This is a genomic window from Pseudonocardia sp. TMWB2A (assembly GCF_017312135.1).
This window is the reverse complement of sequence record NZ_QKQY01000002.1, coordinates 913,586-929,599: the sequence shown is the minus strand read 5'-3', so window position 1 is coordinate 929,599 and position 16,014 is coordinate 913,586. Positions and strand designations below refer to the sequence as shown.

The window sequence follows — 16,014 nt, the reverse complement described above, 5'->3', positions numbered from 1 at the left end:
TAGTTCCTCGGCCGGTGGCGCACGACCGGACGGCGGGCGTGCCCCGCGCGTCGCCGTCGCCGGGACGCCGAGTGCGCGATACTCCCGCGCGTGCCCGGACCCAGAGGGTGCACGAGCGGACACGCTGGGAGAGAAAGGCGGAACGGATGAGCGACGACCGACGGGGCGGCGACTCCCCGGCCTGGGGGCGGGTCGGACCGGAGGACCCGACGGCGGACCCGGCGACCCATCCGGCGCTGCGCACGCCCGACCCCACGGCCGATCAGCCGACCGTGGCGGTGCCGGTGGAGGGCGGCGGCCCGGACTCCGAGGCCACCACCGAGAAGCGCGCGATCCCGCACACCCGCACCGGCGGGCTGTGGGCCGCGTTGATCCTCTCGGCGGTCGTGCTGATCTTCCTGCTGGTGTTCATCCTGCAGAACACCGAGCCGGTCGCGATCAACTTCCTGTGGCTGACCGGGACGCTGCCCACCGGGGTGGCGCTGCTGTTCGCCGCGATCGCCGGGATCCTGCTGGTCGCCGTGCCCGGGACGGGCCGGATCCTGCAGCTGCGCCGGCAGGCGCGGCGGGGCTGACCCGCACGGGTCGCGGCCGGGGATGCGGCCGCGACCCGGGGGAGGTCAGCGCCGGCGGCGCGGCCGGTCGGTGCGCGCGGCCCCGCCCGCGGCCGGGCGGCGGCGGGGCGCCGGCTTCGGCGGCTTGGCGACGACGATCGGCTCGCCGGACGGCTCCCGCGCACCGGTCACGCGGACCAGGTCAGGGTGCCCCGGGCGGACCGTCGAGACCTCGGCGGAGACCCCGGCCTGGCGGGTGAGCAGGTCCACCTCGGCGCGCTGCTCGGGCATCGCCAGCGTCACCACGACGCCGTCCTCACCGGCCCGGGCGGTACGCCCGGCGCGGTGCAGGTAGGCCTTGGGGTCGGCGGGCGGGTCGACGTGCACGACGAGCCCGACGTCGTCGATGTGGATGCCGCGGGCCGCGACGTCGGTCGCGACGAGTACCGGCACCGCACCGGAGCGGAAGTCGTCGAGCGCGCGGTTGCGCTGGCTCTGCGAGCGGCCACCGTGCAGCGGCCCGGCGGCGACGCCCTCGCGGCGCAGCACCCGCACCATCCGGTCGGCGCCGTGCTTGGTGCGCACGAACAGGATCGTGCGGCCCTCCCGGGCGGCGATCTCGGCGACGACGCGGGACCGGTCGTCGCGGTCGACGACGAGCACGTGGTGCTCCATCGTCGCGACGCTGCCGGTCGGCGGGGCGACCGAGCGGGTCACCGGGTCGGTGAGGTGGCGCCGGACCAGGGTGTCGACGTCGCCGTCGAGGGTCGCGGAGAACAGCAGGCGCTGCCCGTCGGCGGGGGTGCGGTCGAGGATCGCGCGGACCTGGGGCAGGAAGCCCATGTCGGCCATGCGGTCGGCCTCGTCCAGCGCGGTGATCGTGACCTCGGACAGGTCGCAGGTGCGCTGCTGCAGGTGGTCGGACAGCCGGCCCGGGGTGGCGACCAGCAGATCGACCCCGCGCCGGAGCTCGGCGACCTGCTTGTTCATCGACATCCCGCCGACGATGTCGGTCACCCGCAGGTCGACCGCCTTCGCCAGCGGCTTCAGGACCTCGACGACCTGGGTGGCGAGCTCGCGGGTCGGGACCAGCACCAGGCCGCGCGGGGCGGTCGGGCGGGAGCGCTCCCCGGTCAGGCGGGCCAGCAGCGCGAGCCCGAAGGCGAGGGTCTTGCCGGACCCGGTCTGGCCGCGTCCGAGCAGGTCGCGCCCGGCGAGGGTGTCGGGCAGCGTGGCCGCCTGCACCGGGAACGGGGCGGTGAAACCCTGCTCGGCCAGTGCCTTGGTCAGGCGCTCGGGCAGGCCCAGCTCGGCGAACGACGGCATGCCGTCCTCGGGCTCGACCCACTGCGGCTCCGGCTCCGCCTTAGGGGCGGCGACGGCGGCGGCGCGGGCCGGGGCCGGACGGGACGCCGCGGCGCCACCACCGCGGCGGCCGCGGCGCGCGGCCGGACGGTCACCGCCGCGCTGCGCGGACCGGGCGGGGCCGCGGTCGACCCGGCTCCCGTCCTGGAGGTGCTCGCGACGCTCGGCGCGGTTGCCGCCGCCGTCGCCGGAGCGCTCGCCCCGGGCGGGGCGGTCCCCACGGGGGGCGCCGGAGCGCTCGCCGCGGGCGGGGCCGCCGGTGCGGGCGCCCCGGGCCGGACGTGGGGCGTCACGGCGGTCGTCGTCCCGGGTGGGACGGTCGCGGCGGTCGTCGCCGCGGGTCTCGGTGCGACGGTCGTCGCGCCGGGCGGACCCGCGGTGGGCGCCGCCGTCGGCGGACGGCCCGGACGGGCGGGTGGCCCGCCGGCGGGCGGGACGGTCGGACGTGGTGCCGGCGTCGGACGACGGCGGGCGGAACTGCGGCCTGGTCAAGACAGGTCTCCTCGAGAACGTGGCACGTCCTGCGGAGACCTCGGGGGAGGTGTGCTCGGCCGACGGGCCCGGGCGCGGCGGCGCGTCGTCGCGGTGCGCGCTCCGTGATGGAAGGGCTCGGCCCGACGGCTCTGGCGGCCGGGCGCTCGTCGATCCACACTACGCGCCGTACCCGTGCTCCCCGGTGCCGGGCCGCCGGGACGCGACGCGTGACGCCGCGTCGCGCCCCGGGGGAGCGGCGGGCCGGGTCAGCCCAGCAGGGCGCGTTCCCGCAGCTCGGCGAGGAGACGCCCGGGTGCGGCGGGGTCCAGCCCGCGGGCGACGAACCACTCGCCGATGCGTCGGACGTCACGGTCCAGGAACTCCGGTCCCTGCGGGTTCCCGACGACGTCGACGACCTGCGGCAGGTCGATCAGCACCGCCCGGCCGTGGTGGACGAGCACGTTGTAGGCCGACAGGTCGCCGTGCGCCCAGCCGAGGTCGGCGAGCACGCCGAGGGCGTCGACGAGGTCGTGCCACAGCGCGGTCAGCGCGCCCGCGTCCGGGCGCAGCGCGGCGAGCCGGGGTGCGGCGCGCCCGTCGGGGGTACCGAGGAACTCCAGCAGGACCTCGGTCCCGTCGACCGACACCGGGTAGGGCACCGGGGCGCCCGCGGAGTGCAGCCGGGCGAGTGCGGCGAACTCGGCCGCCGCCCACTGCCCGGCGATGAGGTCGCGGCCCAGCGCGGTGCGCTGCGCCATCGCCCGTGTCTCCCGGGAGCGCCGGACGCGGCGCCCCTCCAGGTAGCCGGCGTCGCGGTGGAACATGCGGTGCGCGGGGTCGCGGTAGCGCTTGGCGGCGAGCAGCACCCCGTCACGGCCGGGGAGACCGCGTTCGACGAGGTGCACGTCGGCCTCCTTGCCGGTCTTGAGCACCCCGCGCTCGTGGTCGACGGCGCCGGCGTCGGTCACCAGCCAGCCGGGGCGGGGGTGCGGGCCACGGGCACCGGCGGGCAGCCCGGGCCAGGTGGACCAGCGGTCACCACCGCCGGGGACCTCGGCGGTGTCGGGGTCGTGCCCGGCCCGGCCGTCCAGGGCGAGCGCGGCGGTGTCGGCGCGGCCGGGACGGGGGCGGGGCTCGTCGTCGTCGAAACGGCGGCGACGGCGGACGGGATCGGGACGGTCGGAGGAGTACACGTGCGGCTCCGGAGGCGGCGGGGAGTGCCGCGCGGAGCCGGTCCTCAGGGACCGGTCGTGCCGCGCGACGGGGACGGTGCGGGCGGGCACGCGCTGCGCACCCGGACACGACGGACGGCCATCGGTACGCACCTCCCCGCTCGCACCGCGCAGCCCTGCCGCGCCACCGGTCCCTCCGGCCGGTGGCGACCCTGCCGGACGCCGTCCCGGCCCGCCACCGGTTTTCCGCGCCGCGCGGGCCCTGCGCTCAGCCGAAGGCGCTGAGTGCGCCGAGCCCGATCGCGGCGAACAGCGCCGCCCACACCACGACGGCCACGACCTGCCAGATCACGACCTGCCGCCGGTCCAGTCCCGCCGCGACCATCCCGAACGCGGTCAGCGAGATGGCCATCAGGGTCGGGGCGAGCAGCGACGCGACCGGGACGCCGTAGCGGTCCACCCGGGCGATCACCTTCTGCCGCCGCTCCGACGGCGGCCGCGACGCGCGGCGGCCGAGTCCCCGCCGGGCCCGGTCGCCCAGTCGCACCGCGACGACCAGGGCCAGCACGTTGCCCGCGATCGCCCCGGCGGCGGCGAGGAGCACCGGCATGCCGGTGATCGTCCCGACCAGCGTGCCCGTGTAGGACTCCAGGAACGGCACCACACCGATCACGAACACCGCCAGGAACTGCCACACCGGGTGCAGGGCGTCGACCCACAGGTTCAGCTGCTCGACCATGCCCGGATCATGCCGTATGTCCAACTCGGTGCGCGGGTTCAGGCCGGGATGACGAGATCCAGGTGGTCGCCGTCGCGCTCGACGAGGTGCCCCGCCCGCCGCGCGATCCGGGCCACCGCGCCGGCGTCGGCGGGCTCGGCCCGGGAGGTCGCCAGCAGCCGGGCCAGGCCGCCCTTGTGCGACTTGTTGTGGTGGCTGACGACCGACCGGCTCCCGTCCGGGCGCTGGGCCAGCACGTTCACCGTCACCGCGCCGGGGACCGTGCCGAGCGCGGCGTAGCCGCCGGAGCGGAGGTCGACGACGAGCTCGCCGTCGGCGATGCAGGCCAGCAGCGGGTCGAGCGTCGGGCGCCAGCGCGCGGCCAGCGTACCCGAGCCGGGCAGCCTGGATCCCGCCGAGAGCCGGTAGGGCGGGATCGGGTCGTCGGCCCCGAGCAGCCCGAACAGGGCCGAGCACACCGCGAGCCGGGACCGGGCCCGGTCCCGGGTGGCGCGGGTGAAGGAGCCGGCGTCGAGGGCGTCGTAGAGGACCCCGGTGTAGCGGTCCAGCGCGGGCAGCGTCGGGTTCGTGCGCAGCGCGGCGTTGCGGTCGATCTCGGCGTCCTGGCGCTGCGACACCCCGAGCGCGGCGCGCGCGGCCGGACGGTCGCCGGCCAGCGCGACGAGCTCGTCGCACAGGTCCGTGCGGACGGGGCCGAGGTCGGCGTCGTGGGAGAGCGCGGCGAGGTCGAGCGGCGGGCCGTCGCCGCCGTCACGCTTGGTCTCCGAGGGCGGCAGCAGGACGAGCACGGCGCATCAGAGTAGTGATCGCCGCGCGCGCCCGTTGTGCCCGCCGGGGGACCGCACTAGGTTCGGGCCCGTGACCTGCCTGGTGGCGCGCATCCACGTCGACTGCATGCGGATCACGAGCGCGGCCTGTCGCCCCTGCCGCTGACCCGCGCTCGTCCGAGGGCCCACGTACGCGTCCGCCCCGCCACAGCCCATTAGCCGCCGCGATCGACCGACCCGGGCCCGGCCCGCCTCGGCACGCTCACACCCGGCGGTCGACCCGAAGAGGAGTCCCACCGTGACCGACCCCGACACCACCGCCAACTGGTCGTTCGAGACCAAGCAGGTGCACGCCGGCGCCGCACCCGACCCGACCACGAACGCCCGGGCCACGCCGATCTACCAGACGACGTCCTACGTCTTCCGCGACACCGACCACGCCGCGAACCTGTTCGGGCTCGCCGAGTTCGGCAACATCTACACGCGGATCATGAACCCCACCCAGGACGTGCTGGAGCAGCGCGTCGCCGCACTGGAGGGCGGGGCCGCGGCCCTGGCCGTCGCGTCCGGGCAGGCCGCGCAGGCGCTCGCGGTCCAGAACATCGCCGAGGCCGGGGACCACATCGTCTCCAGCGCCTCGCTCTACGGCGGCACCTACAACCAGTTCCACTACACCTTCCCGAAGATGGGCATCGAGGTCACCTTCGTGGAGGACCCCGACGACCTGGAGGAGTGGAAGGCCGCGATCCGGCCGAACACCAAGGCCCTCTACGGCGAGACGCTGGGCAACCCGCGCGGCAACATCCTCGACATCGCCGCCGTCGCCGGTGTCGCGCACGACGCCGGGGTCCCGCTGATCGTCGACAACACCGTCCCGACCCCATACCTGGTGCGGCCGATCGAGCACGGCGCCGACATCGTCGTCGAGTCCCTGACCAAGTTCCTCGGCGGTCACGGCACCTCGGTCGGCGGCATCATCGTCGACTCCGGGAAGTTCGACTGGGTCGCGAACAAGGACAGGTTCCCCGGCCTGACCAGCCCGGACCCGAGCTACCACGGCGCGGTGTTCACCGACGCCGTCGGCCCGATCGCCTACATCATCAAGGCCCGCGTGCAGCTGCTGCGCGACCTCGGCCCGGCGATCTCCCCGCAGAACGCGTTCCTGATCATCCAGGGCATCGAGACGCTGTCGCTGCGGATGGACCGGCACAACCAGAACGCCCAGGCGCTGGCCGAGTGGCTGGAGGCCCGCGACGAGGTGGAGAAGGTCCACTACGCCGGTCTCCCGTCCAGCCCGTGGCACGCCCTCCAGCAGAAGTACCTGCCCAAGGGCGGCGGCGCGATCGTGGCGTTCGAGCTGCAGGGCGGCATCGAGGCGGGCAAGAAGTTCGTCAACGCCCTCGAGCTGCACAGCCACCTCGCCAACATCGGCGACGTCCGCAGCCTGGTCATCCACCCGGCGTCCACCACGCACAGCCAGCTCTCCGCGGAGGAGCAGCTCGCCTCCGGTGTGACCCCGGGCCTGGTCCGGCTGTCGGTGGGCCTCGAGGGCATCGAGGACCTCAAGGCCGACCTGGACGCCGGGTTCCGCGCCGCGAAGGGCGCCTGAGAGCGGATCTGATTACCTGGTGTCCGTGAACGACATCGAGCTCCCTCCCGCCAGCGGCGCCTGGCGGGAGGGAGACGACCCCGGCCGCCGCCACTTCCTCGACCTGCCCGCGCCGCTGAAGCTGGCGGCCGGCGGGGAGCTGCCGGGCGTGCGCCTGGCCTACGAGACATGGGGCGAGCTCGCACCGGACGGCTCCAACGCCGTCCTCGTCCTGCACGCCCTCACCGGCGACGCGCACCTGGAGGGCCCGGCCGGCCCCGGGCACCCGACGTCCGGCTGGTGGCCCGGGCTGATCGAGCCGGGCGGCCCGCTGGACCCGGCCCGCTGGTTCGTCGTCGCGCCGAACGCGGTCGGCGGCTGCCAGGGCAGCACCGGTCCGGCGTCCCGCGCGCCGGACGGGCGGACCTGGGGCAGCCGGTTCCCGACGGTCACCGTGCGGGACACGGTCGTCGCCGAGCAGTACCTGGCCGACGCGCTCGGCATCGACGCGTTCGCCTGCGTGATCGGCGGCTCGATGGGGTCCATGCGGTCCCTGGAGTGGGCGGCCACCGAGCCCGACCGGGTACGGCGGCTGTTCCTGCTCGCCGGGCCCGCGGCGTCGTCGGCGGACCAGATCGGCTGGGCGAGCCCGCAGATCCAGGCCATCACCTCCGACCCGCACTGGCACGGCGGCGACTACCACGACACGCCCGAGGGGCCCTGGCGCGGGCTGGGCGTCGCGCGGCGGATCGCGCACCTGTCGTACCGGTCGGGCTTCGAGCTGGCGACCCGGTTCGGCCGTGACCCGCAGTCGGGAGAGGACCCCCTCGACGGCGGCCGCTACGCCGTGGAGTCCTACCTGGACCACCACGCGCACAAGCTGGTGCACCGCTTCGACGCCGCGTCCTACGTGCGGCTGACCCAGGCGATGAACCACCACGACGTGGGCCGCGACCGGGGCGGGGTGGCGTCGGCGCTGTCGCGGGTCCGGGCCAGGACCTACGTCGCCGGGGTCACCTCCGACCGGCTCTACCCGCTCGCCGAGCAGCAGGAGCTGGCCGACGGCATCCCCGGCGCCGACCCGCTCAAGGTGATCGACTCGCCGTACGGGCACGACGGGTTCCTGGTGGAGACGCCGACGGTGGCCCGGCTGCTGGCCGAGCTGCTCGACGAGGCTGTCTGATCCGCCGGGGCCGCGCCACCGGGCGCGGCCCCGGCCGGACCGCCGTCAGCCCAGGTTCTCCCCGTAGACGCGCTGCACCCGCATCGTCATCAGCACCCGCCGGTCCCGGACCATGACCTCGCGGTACTCGTCCCAGTCCGGGTGCTCCCCGGCCGCGGCGCGGTACCAGTCGACCAGCGCCTGCACGGCGGGGCCGTCGGGGGAGTCGTCGGGGCCGACCAGCTCCACCGGCCCCTCGGCCGTCGCCCAGGAGCGGCCGTCGGCGCTCTCCACCGACAGCGCCGCCCGCGGGTCCCGCCGCAGGTTCGCGGTCTTGGCCCGCCCCTCGGTCATCGACACCTGCACCGTGCCGGCCGCGCGGTCGTAGTACGGCGTCACCGGCGACAGCTGGGGCATGCCACTGCGCTTGATCGTCGCGAGGACGCCCTGGCGTGCCCCAGCGAGCAGCTCGTGCTGTTCGTCTCCCATGCCCCGAGTCTGCCCGCCCGGAACCGGGATGAGACCTGTCGGTGTGCCTCGCTACTCTTCTCCAGGTGTTGACCCGGATGTCGTCGCTGTTCCTGCGCACCCTGCGTGAGGACCCGGCCGACGCGGAGGTACCCAGCCACAAGCTGCTGGTCCGCGCCGGTTATGTCCGTCGCGTGGCCCCGGGCGTGTACTCCTGGCTCCCGCTCGGTCTCAAGGTGCTCCGCCGCATCGAGAACGTGGTGCGCGAGGAGATGGACGCCATGGGCGGCCAGGAGATCCAGTTCCCGGCGCTGCTGCCGCGCGAGCCCTACGAGGCGACGAACCGGTGGACCGAGTACGGCCCGAACCTGTTCCGCCTGAAGGACCGCAAGGGCGGTGACTACCTGCTCGGCCCGACCCACGAGGAGCTGTTCACCCTCGCGGTCAAGGGCGAGTACTCGTCGTACAAGGACTACCCGGTCATCCTCTACCAGATCCAGAACAAGTACCGCGACGAGGAGCGGCCCCGCGCGGGCATCCTGCGCGGCCGCGAGTTCCTCATGAAGGACTCGTACTCGTTCGACCTGACCGACGAGGGCCTGTCCGAGTCCTACCGCAAGCACCGCGACGCCTACGTGCGGATCTTCGACCGGCTCGGGCTGCGCTACGTCGTCGTCGCGGCCACCTCGGGCGCGATGGGCGGCTCGGCGTCGGAGGAGTTCCTCGCCGAGTCCGAGACCGGTGAGGACACCTTCGTCCGCGGTCCCGGCGGCTACGCGGCGAACGTCGAGGCCGTCACCACGCCCGCGCCCCCGGCGATCCCGCTCGACGGGCTGCCCGCGGCGCAGGTGCACCACACCCCGGACACCCCGACCATCGAGTCGCTGGTCGACTTCCTCAACGCGCACACCGAGCGCACCTTCACCGCGGCCGACACGCTGAAGAACGTGCTGGTCAAGACGCGGCAGCCGGGTGCGGCCGAGTGGGAGCTGCTGGGCATCGGCGTCCCCGGCGACCGCGAGGTCGACATGAAGCGCCTCGAGGCCGCGCTGGAGCCGGCCCAGGTCGAGCTCCTCGACGAGGCCGACTTCGCGCGCAACGCGTTCCTCGTGAAGGGCTACATCGGCCCGGGCGCGCTCGCCGCGAACGGCGTCCGCTTCCTGGTCGACCCCCGGATCGTCACCGGCACCGCCTGGGTCACCGGCGCGGACAAGTCCGACCACCACGTCGTCGACCTCGTCGCGGGCCGGGACTTCACCCCGGACGGCACGATCGAGGCCGCCGAGGTGCGCGCCGGGGACCCGTCGCCGGACGGCACCGGCGTGCTGGAGGCCGCCCGCGGCATCGAGATCGGGCACATCTTCCAGCTCGGCCGCAAGTACGCCGACGCCTTCTCCCTCGACGCGCTGGGCCCGGACTCCAAGCCGGTCCGGATCACGATGGGCTCCTACGGCATCGGGGTGTCCCGGCTGGTCGCCGCGGTCGCCGAGCAGTCCCACGACGGCTCCGGCCTCGCGTGGCCGCGCTCGGTCTCGCCGTTCGACGTGCACGTCGTCGTCGCGGGCAAGTCCGCGGAGCTGCTGGAGGGCGGCGAGGCCGTCGCCGCCGAGCTGGAGGCCCGTGGCCTGTCGGTCGTCCTCGACGACCGCAAGGCCAGCCCCGGCGTGAAGTTCGCCGACGCCGAGCTGATCGGGGTCCCGACGATCGTCGTCGTCGGGCGGGGGCTCGCCGACGGGAAGCTGGAGCTCAAGGACCGCGCCACCGGCGAGCGGAGCGAGATCGACCGCGCCGGTGCCGCCGAGCTCGTCGCGGGGATCGTCCGCGGGGCCTGAGCCGTACCGCCACCGCACGGGCGGGTCCCTCGCCGGAGGGGCCCGCTCCGTGCGTTCCGGGGTCAGCCGGGGCGGACCGCCGAGGCGGCGAGGTCGGTGAGGGCCGAGCGGGGGACCGCGTCGCCCGGACCGCCGCCCGCGTCCGCGGCGACGACCAGCATCGCGACGCCGACCGACCCGTCCCGGGCCTGGGTGCGGGGGACCGCCAGCACACCGACCGCGCCGTCGGTGGCGCGGCACCCGCCGGCCCCCGACGCGGTGCCGTCGGTGCGGACCGTGGCCTCGACCCACGTCCCCGGCTCACCGCTGCCCGGACGCGGCCCGGGCGGCCCGACCGCCACCTGCGGTGCGGAGCCGGCGTAGGCCGACTCCCCGGCGCCGCGGGCGAACGCCTGCGCGGCCTGCTCGACGGTCGTCCCGGCCGGGACGGCGACGAGTGCGGCCGCGGCGACCCCGCGCGGCGCGGCGCCGACGGGGCAGTCGCCCGCGGCGAACGGCGGCGCCTCGGCGAGCCGGGCGAACGGCACCCCGAACACGTCCAGGGCGGGCGCGCCGGCGGTCGGGGCCGTCCACCCCGGCGGAGGCGTGACGGCGAACGCGGCGGGCTCCGCGGCCGGAGCCGGGGCCGGTGCGGGGGCGGCCGGTCCGGCCGGGGTGGCCGTGGTGGAGTCCGGGCGGATGCCGCCGAGCCCGGCCACCGCGCCGGCCACGACCAGCACGGCGACGGCGGCGGCCAGCGCGGGACGCAGCCGTCGCCCGGAACCGGGGGAGGGGTCGCCCGGGCGCGACGGTGTCGCGGGAGCCGGGCGGTCGGTCGTCGTCGTCCGGCCGGAGGTCACCGGCGCAGCGTACGGCGGTGTCGCGCGACCCCGGTGCGGTGTTCCGGCGGGCGGCCGACCGCGGTCGCCCGGCGGTCCGGGGCGTGCGGCGGGGCTCAGCCCGGCAGCAGCGTCAGCCGCACCGACCGCGTCGGGTTGTCGATGTTGGTGTCGACCAGGCAGATCGACTGCCAGGTCCCCAGCGCGGGGCGGCCGTCGATCACCGGCACCGTCGTCGACGGCGGCACGAACGCGGGCAGCACGTGGTCGCGCCCGTGCCCGGAGCTGCCGTGCCGGTGCTGCCACCGGTCGTCGGCGGGGAGCAGCTCGCGCAGCTGCTCGAGCAGGTCGGAGTCGCTGCCCGCGCCGGTCTCGATGACGGCGATCCCGGCCGTCGCGTGCGGCACGAAGACGTTGAGCAGGCCGTCACCGGCACCGCAGTCGGACAGGAAGCGTTCGATCCGGTGCGTCAGGTCCACGACGGTCTCCTCGGAACCGGTCCGGATCTCGATCAGCTCGCTGTGCACGCCCCCGACACTAGGACGCTCACTACGCTCGGGCAGCGTGGACGACACGGTCACCTTCGCCGGGTGGGAACTGCCACACCGGCCCGGCTACCTGAACACCGCGAGCATCGGCATCCCGCCCCTCCGGGCGTCGGCGGTGGTCGCCGACGTCGTGGCGCGCTGGGCGGTCGGCGCGGCCTCGCCGAAGGACTTCGACGACGACGTCGAGGCGGCCCGCGCCGGGTTCGCCGCGATCACCGGGGTGCCGGTCGCCGACGTCGCGCAGGGCGCCACGACCTCCGGCCTGATCGGTCCGCTCGCCGCGTCGGTGCCCGACGGCACCCGCGTGCTCGTCGCCCGTGGCGAGTTCTCCTCGGTGACTCGGCCGTTCGCGGTGCAGGCCCACCGCGGGGTCCGGGTGACCGAGGTGCCGCTCCCGGAGCTGGCGGCCCACGCCGGTGACCACGATCTCGTCGCGGTGTCGGTGGTGCAGTCCGCCGACGGCGCGATCGCCGACGTCGACGCGCTGCTCGCCGCCCGCGCCCGCAGCGGCGTGCGGCTGCTGTTCGACGTCACCCAGGCCGCCGGGTGGCTCCCGCTGCGCCTGCACGACGCCGACGCCGTCGTCGGGTCCGGGTACAAGTGGCTGCTCGCGCCGCGCGGCACCGCCTGGCTGGCCCGGCGTCCGTCCTGGGTGGACGGGCCGCCCGCCGGGTCGCGCTGGCCGGAGCCCGTCCCGCACTCCGCGGGCTGGTACGGCACCCGGCACCGCTGGGGCGGCGGGCTCTACACCCCGGACCCGCCCGCGCTGCCCGGACCGGCCGGCGGCGAGGAGGCCCCGGTCTGGTTCGCCCACGCCGGAGCCGCGGTGACGCTGCCCTGGCTGGCCTCGCTCGACGCCGACGGCCTGCGCGCGCACTGTGTCGGTCTCGCCGACACCCTGCGCGAGCGGCTCGGGATGCCGCCGGCCGGGTCGGCCATCGTGTCGGTGCGCGCCGAAGGGGCGGCCGACCGGCTGGCCGCGGCCGGGATCACCGCAGCCGTGCGCGACGGGGCCGCCCGGCTGGCGTTCCACCTGTCGACCACCCCCGACGACGTCGAGGCGGCCGCCGCGGCGCTCCGCTGAGCGCCGCGACCCCTCAGCTGCGGCCGGGGAACACCGGCACGACCGGGGACCGCTCGGTGACCCCGCGCCAGTACGCGAGCCGGCCGGTGCACTCGACCATCGCCTTCAGCCCGGCCTCGCGCAGCGGGACCGACGACGACCGCTCGGTCACCGACCGCCAGGCGGCGATCGCGTCGGTCTCGGCCGACACCAGCAGCGCCCCGGCCGACACCCCGTCGACGACGGGCTGCGGGGCCGCGTACGCCGGCTGCGCCGAGACCGGCCGCTGCCCGATGTCGGACAGGGTCTGGGTGATCTGGCCGCGCAGGGTGGTGTGGGCCTCGATGTCCCCGCGGGCCCGGGTCGCCCACTCCGGGGGGATGAACGCGAGCGCCATCTTGTACGCCCACAGCGCCGCGTGCTCGCAGGCGAGTGCCCGCTGCAGTGCCTCGACGGTGACCTGGGGGACCTGCGGCTCGTCGTCGGAGGACTGCCGCGGCCGCGGACCCGCGCTCACGCCGGCGCCCCGGTCAGGACGGCCGCGTAGGTGGCGCAGCAGGCGGCGACCTCGGCGACCAGGCCCACCTGCAGCGCCGAGGCGCGGGGGACGACCTCGCCCGCGCTGCGGGCCGACCCGGCGACGGCGTCGCGCACCGCGGCGAGGTCACCCGACGGCGGTGTCGCGGGGGCGGCGATCTGGCCCGGGGTGCGCCCGCCCGCCTGGTCTAGCGCGGCCGCGTGCTCCATCCGGGCCGCGCGCAGCGGCTCCAGCCGGCCCGCGAGCGACGGGTCGCCGGTCACCGCGGCGACGATCAGCGCGGCGTCGGACCGGGCGGCGTCGGCGAGCGCGAGCAGGGCGTCGGAGGCGTCCTCGGTGCGCGTCGTCGCGCTCGAGCAGCCCGCCAGCGGCACCATCGCGGCCACCGCGGCCGCGGTCACCAGCACCTGGCGCCGCGTCGGACGGACACCGCCGCGGCCGGTCACCGGCGACGGGGTCACCGACGGCGGCGGCCCGGCCGGGGACACCCGGGGCGACACGGATGGCTCGCGGTCGTTCACGTCGGGTCATGCTGCCAGCACGTGCCGGGCCGCCCGGCACCGACCGTGCCCGCCCGGGCCGCGGACGACCGCCCACCGACGGGCCACCGACCGGCGGCCCGCCGGGCCGACGCGCTAGGCTCGTCGGCCGTCCCCACCGTCACCGGCACCGTCCGGTCCCGTCCGGACGCGTCGCGGTGTGCGGCGCCGCTGTCGTATGCCGTCCGCAAGCGTCCGACGTGCCCGCCCACCGGCGGTCGCGGCACCACGATCGACGCCCACCCGAAGCCCCGCCGACCGGTCACCACCACGGCGGGCACCCTGACACGAGGAGAGTCACCCGATGCGCAGTCCGGACCCCGCACAGCTGGCAGACCAGCTGCGCGGCGTGCTCGAGCCGGTGGTCCACGGGGCCGGGCTGGAGATCGACGCCGTGGAGGTCCGCACCGCCGGGCGACGGCACTCGGTCAAGCTCGTCGTCGACCTGCCCGAGTCCTCGCCCGCGACCGGCATCGACCTCGACGTCATCGCCCGGCTCAGCCGCTCCGCGGCCGCGGAGCTGGACCCGCACGAGCACCTCATCGAGGGCTCGTACACGCTCGAGGTGACCTCGCCCGGGATCGACCGGCCGCTCACCGAGCCCCGGCACTGGCGGCGGGCCTACCTGCGCCTGGCGCGGATCACCCTGACCGACGGCACCGTCGTCGAGGCCCGGGTCGGCCGGCTCGACGGCGACACGGTCGCCGTCGCGGTCCCCGGCCGGAAGGCGCCGGAACGGCGGGACATCCCGCTCGCGGACATCCGCCACGCCCAGGTGCAGGTCGAGTTCAAGCCCGCCCCGCCCGCCGAGACCGCACTGCTCGACCCGGACGCGCTGTCCGGCAGCACCGACGGGGCCGACGGGGCCCCCACGACCCATGACGGCGGCGCCGTCGAGACCGTCCGCGACGAGGAGAACCGGTGAACGTCGACATCCCCGCGCTGCGCGCGATCGAGCGGGACAAGGAGATCCCGTTCGAGACGGTCCTCTCGGCCATCGAGACGGCGCTGCTCACCGCCTACCGGCACACCGACGGCCACCACCCGGACGCCCGCGTCGACATCGACCGCAAGACCGGTGTGGTGCGGGTCATGGTCCGCGACGCGGCCGACGCCTCCGAGGACGGCACCCCCGGCCCGGAGTTCGACGACACCCCCGAGGGCTTCGGCCGGATCGCGGCGACCACCGCCCGCCAGGTCATCCTGCAGCGGCTGCGCGACGCCGAGCACGAGCGCACCTACGGCGAGTTCTCCACCAAGGAGGGCGAGGTCGTCGCGGGCATCGTGCAGCGCGACGCGCGCGCCAACGCCCGCGGCGTCGTCGTGGTCGAGCTCTCCGGTGGCACCGAGGCCGTGCTGCCCGCCGCCGAGCAGGTGCCCGGCGAGGTCTACAAGCACGGCGACCGGATCCGCTGCTTCGTCATCGGCGTGAACCGCGGCCCGCGGGGCACCTCGATCACGCTCTCCCGGACCCACCCGAACCTGGTGCGCAAGCTGTTCGCCCTCGAGGTGCCCGAGCTCGTCGACGGCTCCGTCGAGATCGTCTCGGTGGCCCGTGAGGCCGGGTTCCGCTCCAAGATCGCGGTGCGCTCGACCCGCTCCGGGCTCAACGCCAAGGGCGCCTGCATCGGCCCGATGGGTGCCCGGGTGCGCGGCGTGATGGGCGAGCTGGCCGGCGAGAAGATCGACATCATCGACTGGTCCGAGGACCCGGCCGAGTTCGTCGGCAACGCGCTCTCGCCGTCGAAGGTGGTCTCGGTGACCGTGCTCGACGAGCGCGCCCGGATCGCCCGCGTCGTCGTGCCGGACTTCCAGCTGTCGCTGGCGATCGGCAAGGAGGGGCAGAACGCCCGTCTCGCCGCCCGGCTCACCGGCTGGAAGATCGACATCCGCAGCGACGCCGACCCGCGCGACCCGGTCACCCCCGACGGTGGGCCGGCCGACCCCGCCGGGGAGCCGTCCTGACCGACGGAGATCAACAGCAGGGGTCGGGCGAGGGAATGCCCGACGATCGCCCTGCGCTACACTCGTCATCGGCCCGCGGTCGCGGACCGTCGCCCACGCACACCCGGTCGGTTCCGATCCGGACCTGTGTGGGGTGCCGGACCCGGGAACGGGCCGACGTACTGTTGCGGGTGGTCGTGGAGAACGGACGTTGCATTCCGGATCCGCGCCGCCGCCTCCCCGGACGGGGTGCCTGGTTGCACCTCTCGACGGGGTGCCTGGACAGGGCCGAGCGACGCTCGGCGTTCGCCCGGGCGTTACGCGTCCGCTCGGCACCGGACGTCACCGCCGTCAGGCGGTGGCTGCAGGAGCCGCGCGACCCGCTGGGGCCCGGGAACCTCTCGGACCCGTCATCGGAAGAAAGCAAGGTCGACCAGTCATGA

17 protein-coding genes are annotated in these 16,014 nt (G+C 75.9%); 8 read left to right on the top strand and 9 right to left on the bottom strand.

The genetic code is table 11. The features are described from left to right. Window positions 1–146: 146 nt before the first annotated feature. Complete coding sequence (locus DMP17_RS18760; protein ID WP_073578144.1) at window positions 147–575, top strand: LapA family protein; 429 nt, start codon at window positions 147–149, stop codon at window positions 573–575. 45 nt (window positions 576–620) lie between these two features. Here DMP17_RS18760 and DMP17_RS18755 read toward each other — a convergent pair whose 3' ends face one another. The 4 genes from DMP17_RS18755 to yaaA all read right to left on the bottom strand — a co-directional run bounded on the left by DMP17_RS18755 (window position 621) and on the right by yaaA (window position 5,092). Further along, entirely contained in the window at window positions 621–2,411 is a 1,791-nt protein-coding gene (locus DMP17_RS18755; protein WP_443217894.1) for a DEAD/DEAH box helicase, read from the bottom strand. A 248-nt stretch (window positions 2,412–2,659) separates the two neighbouring features. Beyond that, window positions 2,660–3,586 (bottom strand): RIO1 family regulatory kinase/ATPase domain-containing protein, encoded by a 927-nt coding sequence (locus tag DMP17_RS18750; protein ID WP_337832698.1) that lies wholly within the window; start codon window positions 3,584–3,586, stop codon window positions 2,660–2,662. Between the two features lie 247 nt (window positions 3,587–3,833). Next, window positions 3,834–4,304: a hypothetical protein gene (locus DMP17_RS18745; protein ID WP_226355792.1), complete on the bottom strand. Its 471-nt coding sequence runs from the start codon at window positions 4,302–4,304 to the stop codon at window positions 3,834–3,836. A gap of 38 nt (window positions 4,305–4,342) precedes the next feature. After that, a complete protein-coding gene (gene yaaA / locus DMP17_RS18740) occupies window positions 4,343–5,092 on the bottom strand; it encodes a peroxide stress protein YaaA (protein ID WP_337830196.1) in 750 nt (249 codons plus the stop codon). Between the two features lie 277 nt (window positions 5,093–5,369). Here yaaA and DMP17_RS18735 point away from each other — a divergent pair, with 277 nt between their 5' ends. Further along, the gene (locus DMP17_RS18735; protein ID WP_226355794.1) at window positions 5,370–6,680 is read left to right on the top strand and encodes a bifunctional o-acetylhomoserine/o-acetylserine sulfhydrylase; all 1,311 of its coding nucleotides are present in this window, start codon (window positions 5,370–5,372) and stop codon (window positions 6,678–6,680) included. A 25-nt stretch (window positions 6,681–6,705) separates the two neighbouring features. After that, complete coding sequence (gene metX / locus DMP17_RS18730; RefSeq protein ID WP_226356682.1) at window positions 6,706–7,842, top strand: homoserine O-acetyltransferase MetX; 1,137 nt, start codon at window positions 6,706–6,708, stop codon at window positions 7,840–7,842. Between the two features lie 45 nt (window positions 7,843–7,887). Here the strand turns inward: metX and DMP17_RS18725 are convergent, their stop codons facing one another. Beyond that, entirely contained in the window at window positions 7,888–8,310 is a 423-nt protein-coding gene (locus DMP17_RS18725; protein WP_060711411.1) for a PPOX class F420-dependent oxidoreductase, read from the bottom strand. A gap of 65 nt (window positions 8,311–8,375) precedes the next feature. Here DMP17_RS18725 and DMP17_RS18720 point away from each other — a divergent pair, with 65 nt between their 5' ends. Then, window positions 8,376–10,121 (top strand): proline--tRNA ligase, encoded by a 1,746-nt coding sequence (locus DMP17_RS18720; RefSeq protein WP_337830195.1) that lies wholly within the window; start codon window positions 8,376–8,378, stop codon window positions 10,119–10,121. A gap of 62 nt (window positions 10,122–10,183) precedes the next feature. On the opposite strand, the gene DMP17_RS18715 is transcribed toward DMP17_RS18720, so the two are convergent. Together DMP17_RS18715 and DMP17_RS18710 are read right to left on the bottom strand one after the other, a co-directional pair. Further along, window positions 10,184–10,960, bottom strand: coding sequence for a hypothetical protein (locus tag DMP17_RS18715; protein WP_337830194.1), 777 nt, complete (start codon window positions 10,958–10,960; stop codon window positions 10,184–10,186). 95 nt (window positions 10,961–11,055) lie between these two features. After that, complete coding sequence (locus tag DMP17_RS18710; protein ID WP_226355798.1) at window positions 11,056–11,466, bottom strand: secondary thiamine-phosphate synthase enzyme YjbQ; 411 nt, start codon at window positions 11,464–11,466, stop codon at window positions 11,056–11,058. Window positions 11,467–11,503: 37 nt separating this feature from the next. On the opposite strand from DMP17_RS18710, the gene DMP17_RS18705 reads away from it, so the two are divergent. Continuing rightward, window positions 11,504–12,571, top strand: coding sequence for an aminotransferase class V-fold PLP-dependent enzyme (locus tag DMP17_RS18705; protein WP_337830193.1), 1,068 nt, complete (start codon window positions 11,504–11,506; stop codon window positions 12,569–12,571). Window positions 12,572–12,584: 13 nt separating this feature from the next. Here the strand turns inward: DMP17_RS18705 and DMP17_RS18700 are convergent, their stop codons facing one another. After that, window positions 12,585–13,067: a ferritin-like domain-containing protein gene (locus DMP17_RS18700; RefSeq protein ID WP_062401114.1), complete on the bottom strand. Its 483-nt coding sequence runs from the start codon at window positions 13,065–13,067 to the stop codon at window positions 12,585–12,587. Next, the gene (locus tag DMP17_RS18695) at window positions 13,064–13,609 is read right to left on the bottom strand and encodes a hypothetical protein (protein WP_226355801.1); all 546 of its coding nucleotides are present in this window, start codon (window positions 13,607–13,609) and stop codon (window positions 13,064–13,066) included. Before DMP17_RS18695 ends, DMP17_RS18700 begins: the two co-directional genes overlap by 4 nt. Before the next feature lie 322 nt (window positions 13,610–13,931). On the opposite strand from DMP17_RS18695, the gene rimP reads away from it, so the two are divergent. Genes rimP through DMP17_RS18680 form a run of 3 tightly spaced genes read left to right on the top strand, consistent with a single transcriptional unit; the run spans window position 13,932 to window position 16,014 of the window. After that, window positions 13,932–14,552: a ribosome maturation factor RimP gene (rimP, locus tag DMP17_RS18690; RefSeq protein WP_226355802.1), complete on the top strand. Its 621-nt coding sequence runs from the start codon at window positions 13,932–13,934 to the stop codon at window positions 14,550–14,552. Further along, a complete protein-coding gene (nusA, locus tag DMP17_RS18685) occupies window positions 14,549–15,592 on the top strand; it encodes a transcription termination factor NusA (RefSeq protein WP_226355803.1) in 1,044 nt (347 codons plus the stop codon). Before rimP ends, nusA begins: the two co-directional genes overlap by 4 nt. Window positions 15,593–15,627: 35 nt before the next feature. Next, window positions 15,628–16,014: a YlxR family protein gene (locus DMP17_RS18680; protein WP_083474617.1), complete on the top strand. Its 387-nt coding sequence runs from the start codon at window positions 15,628–15,630 to the stop codon at window positions 16,012–16,014.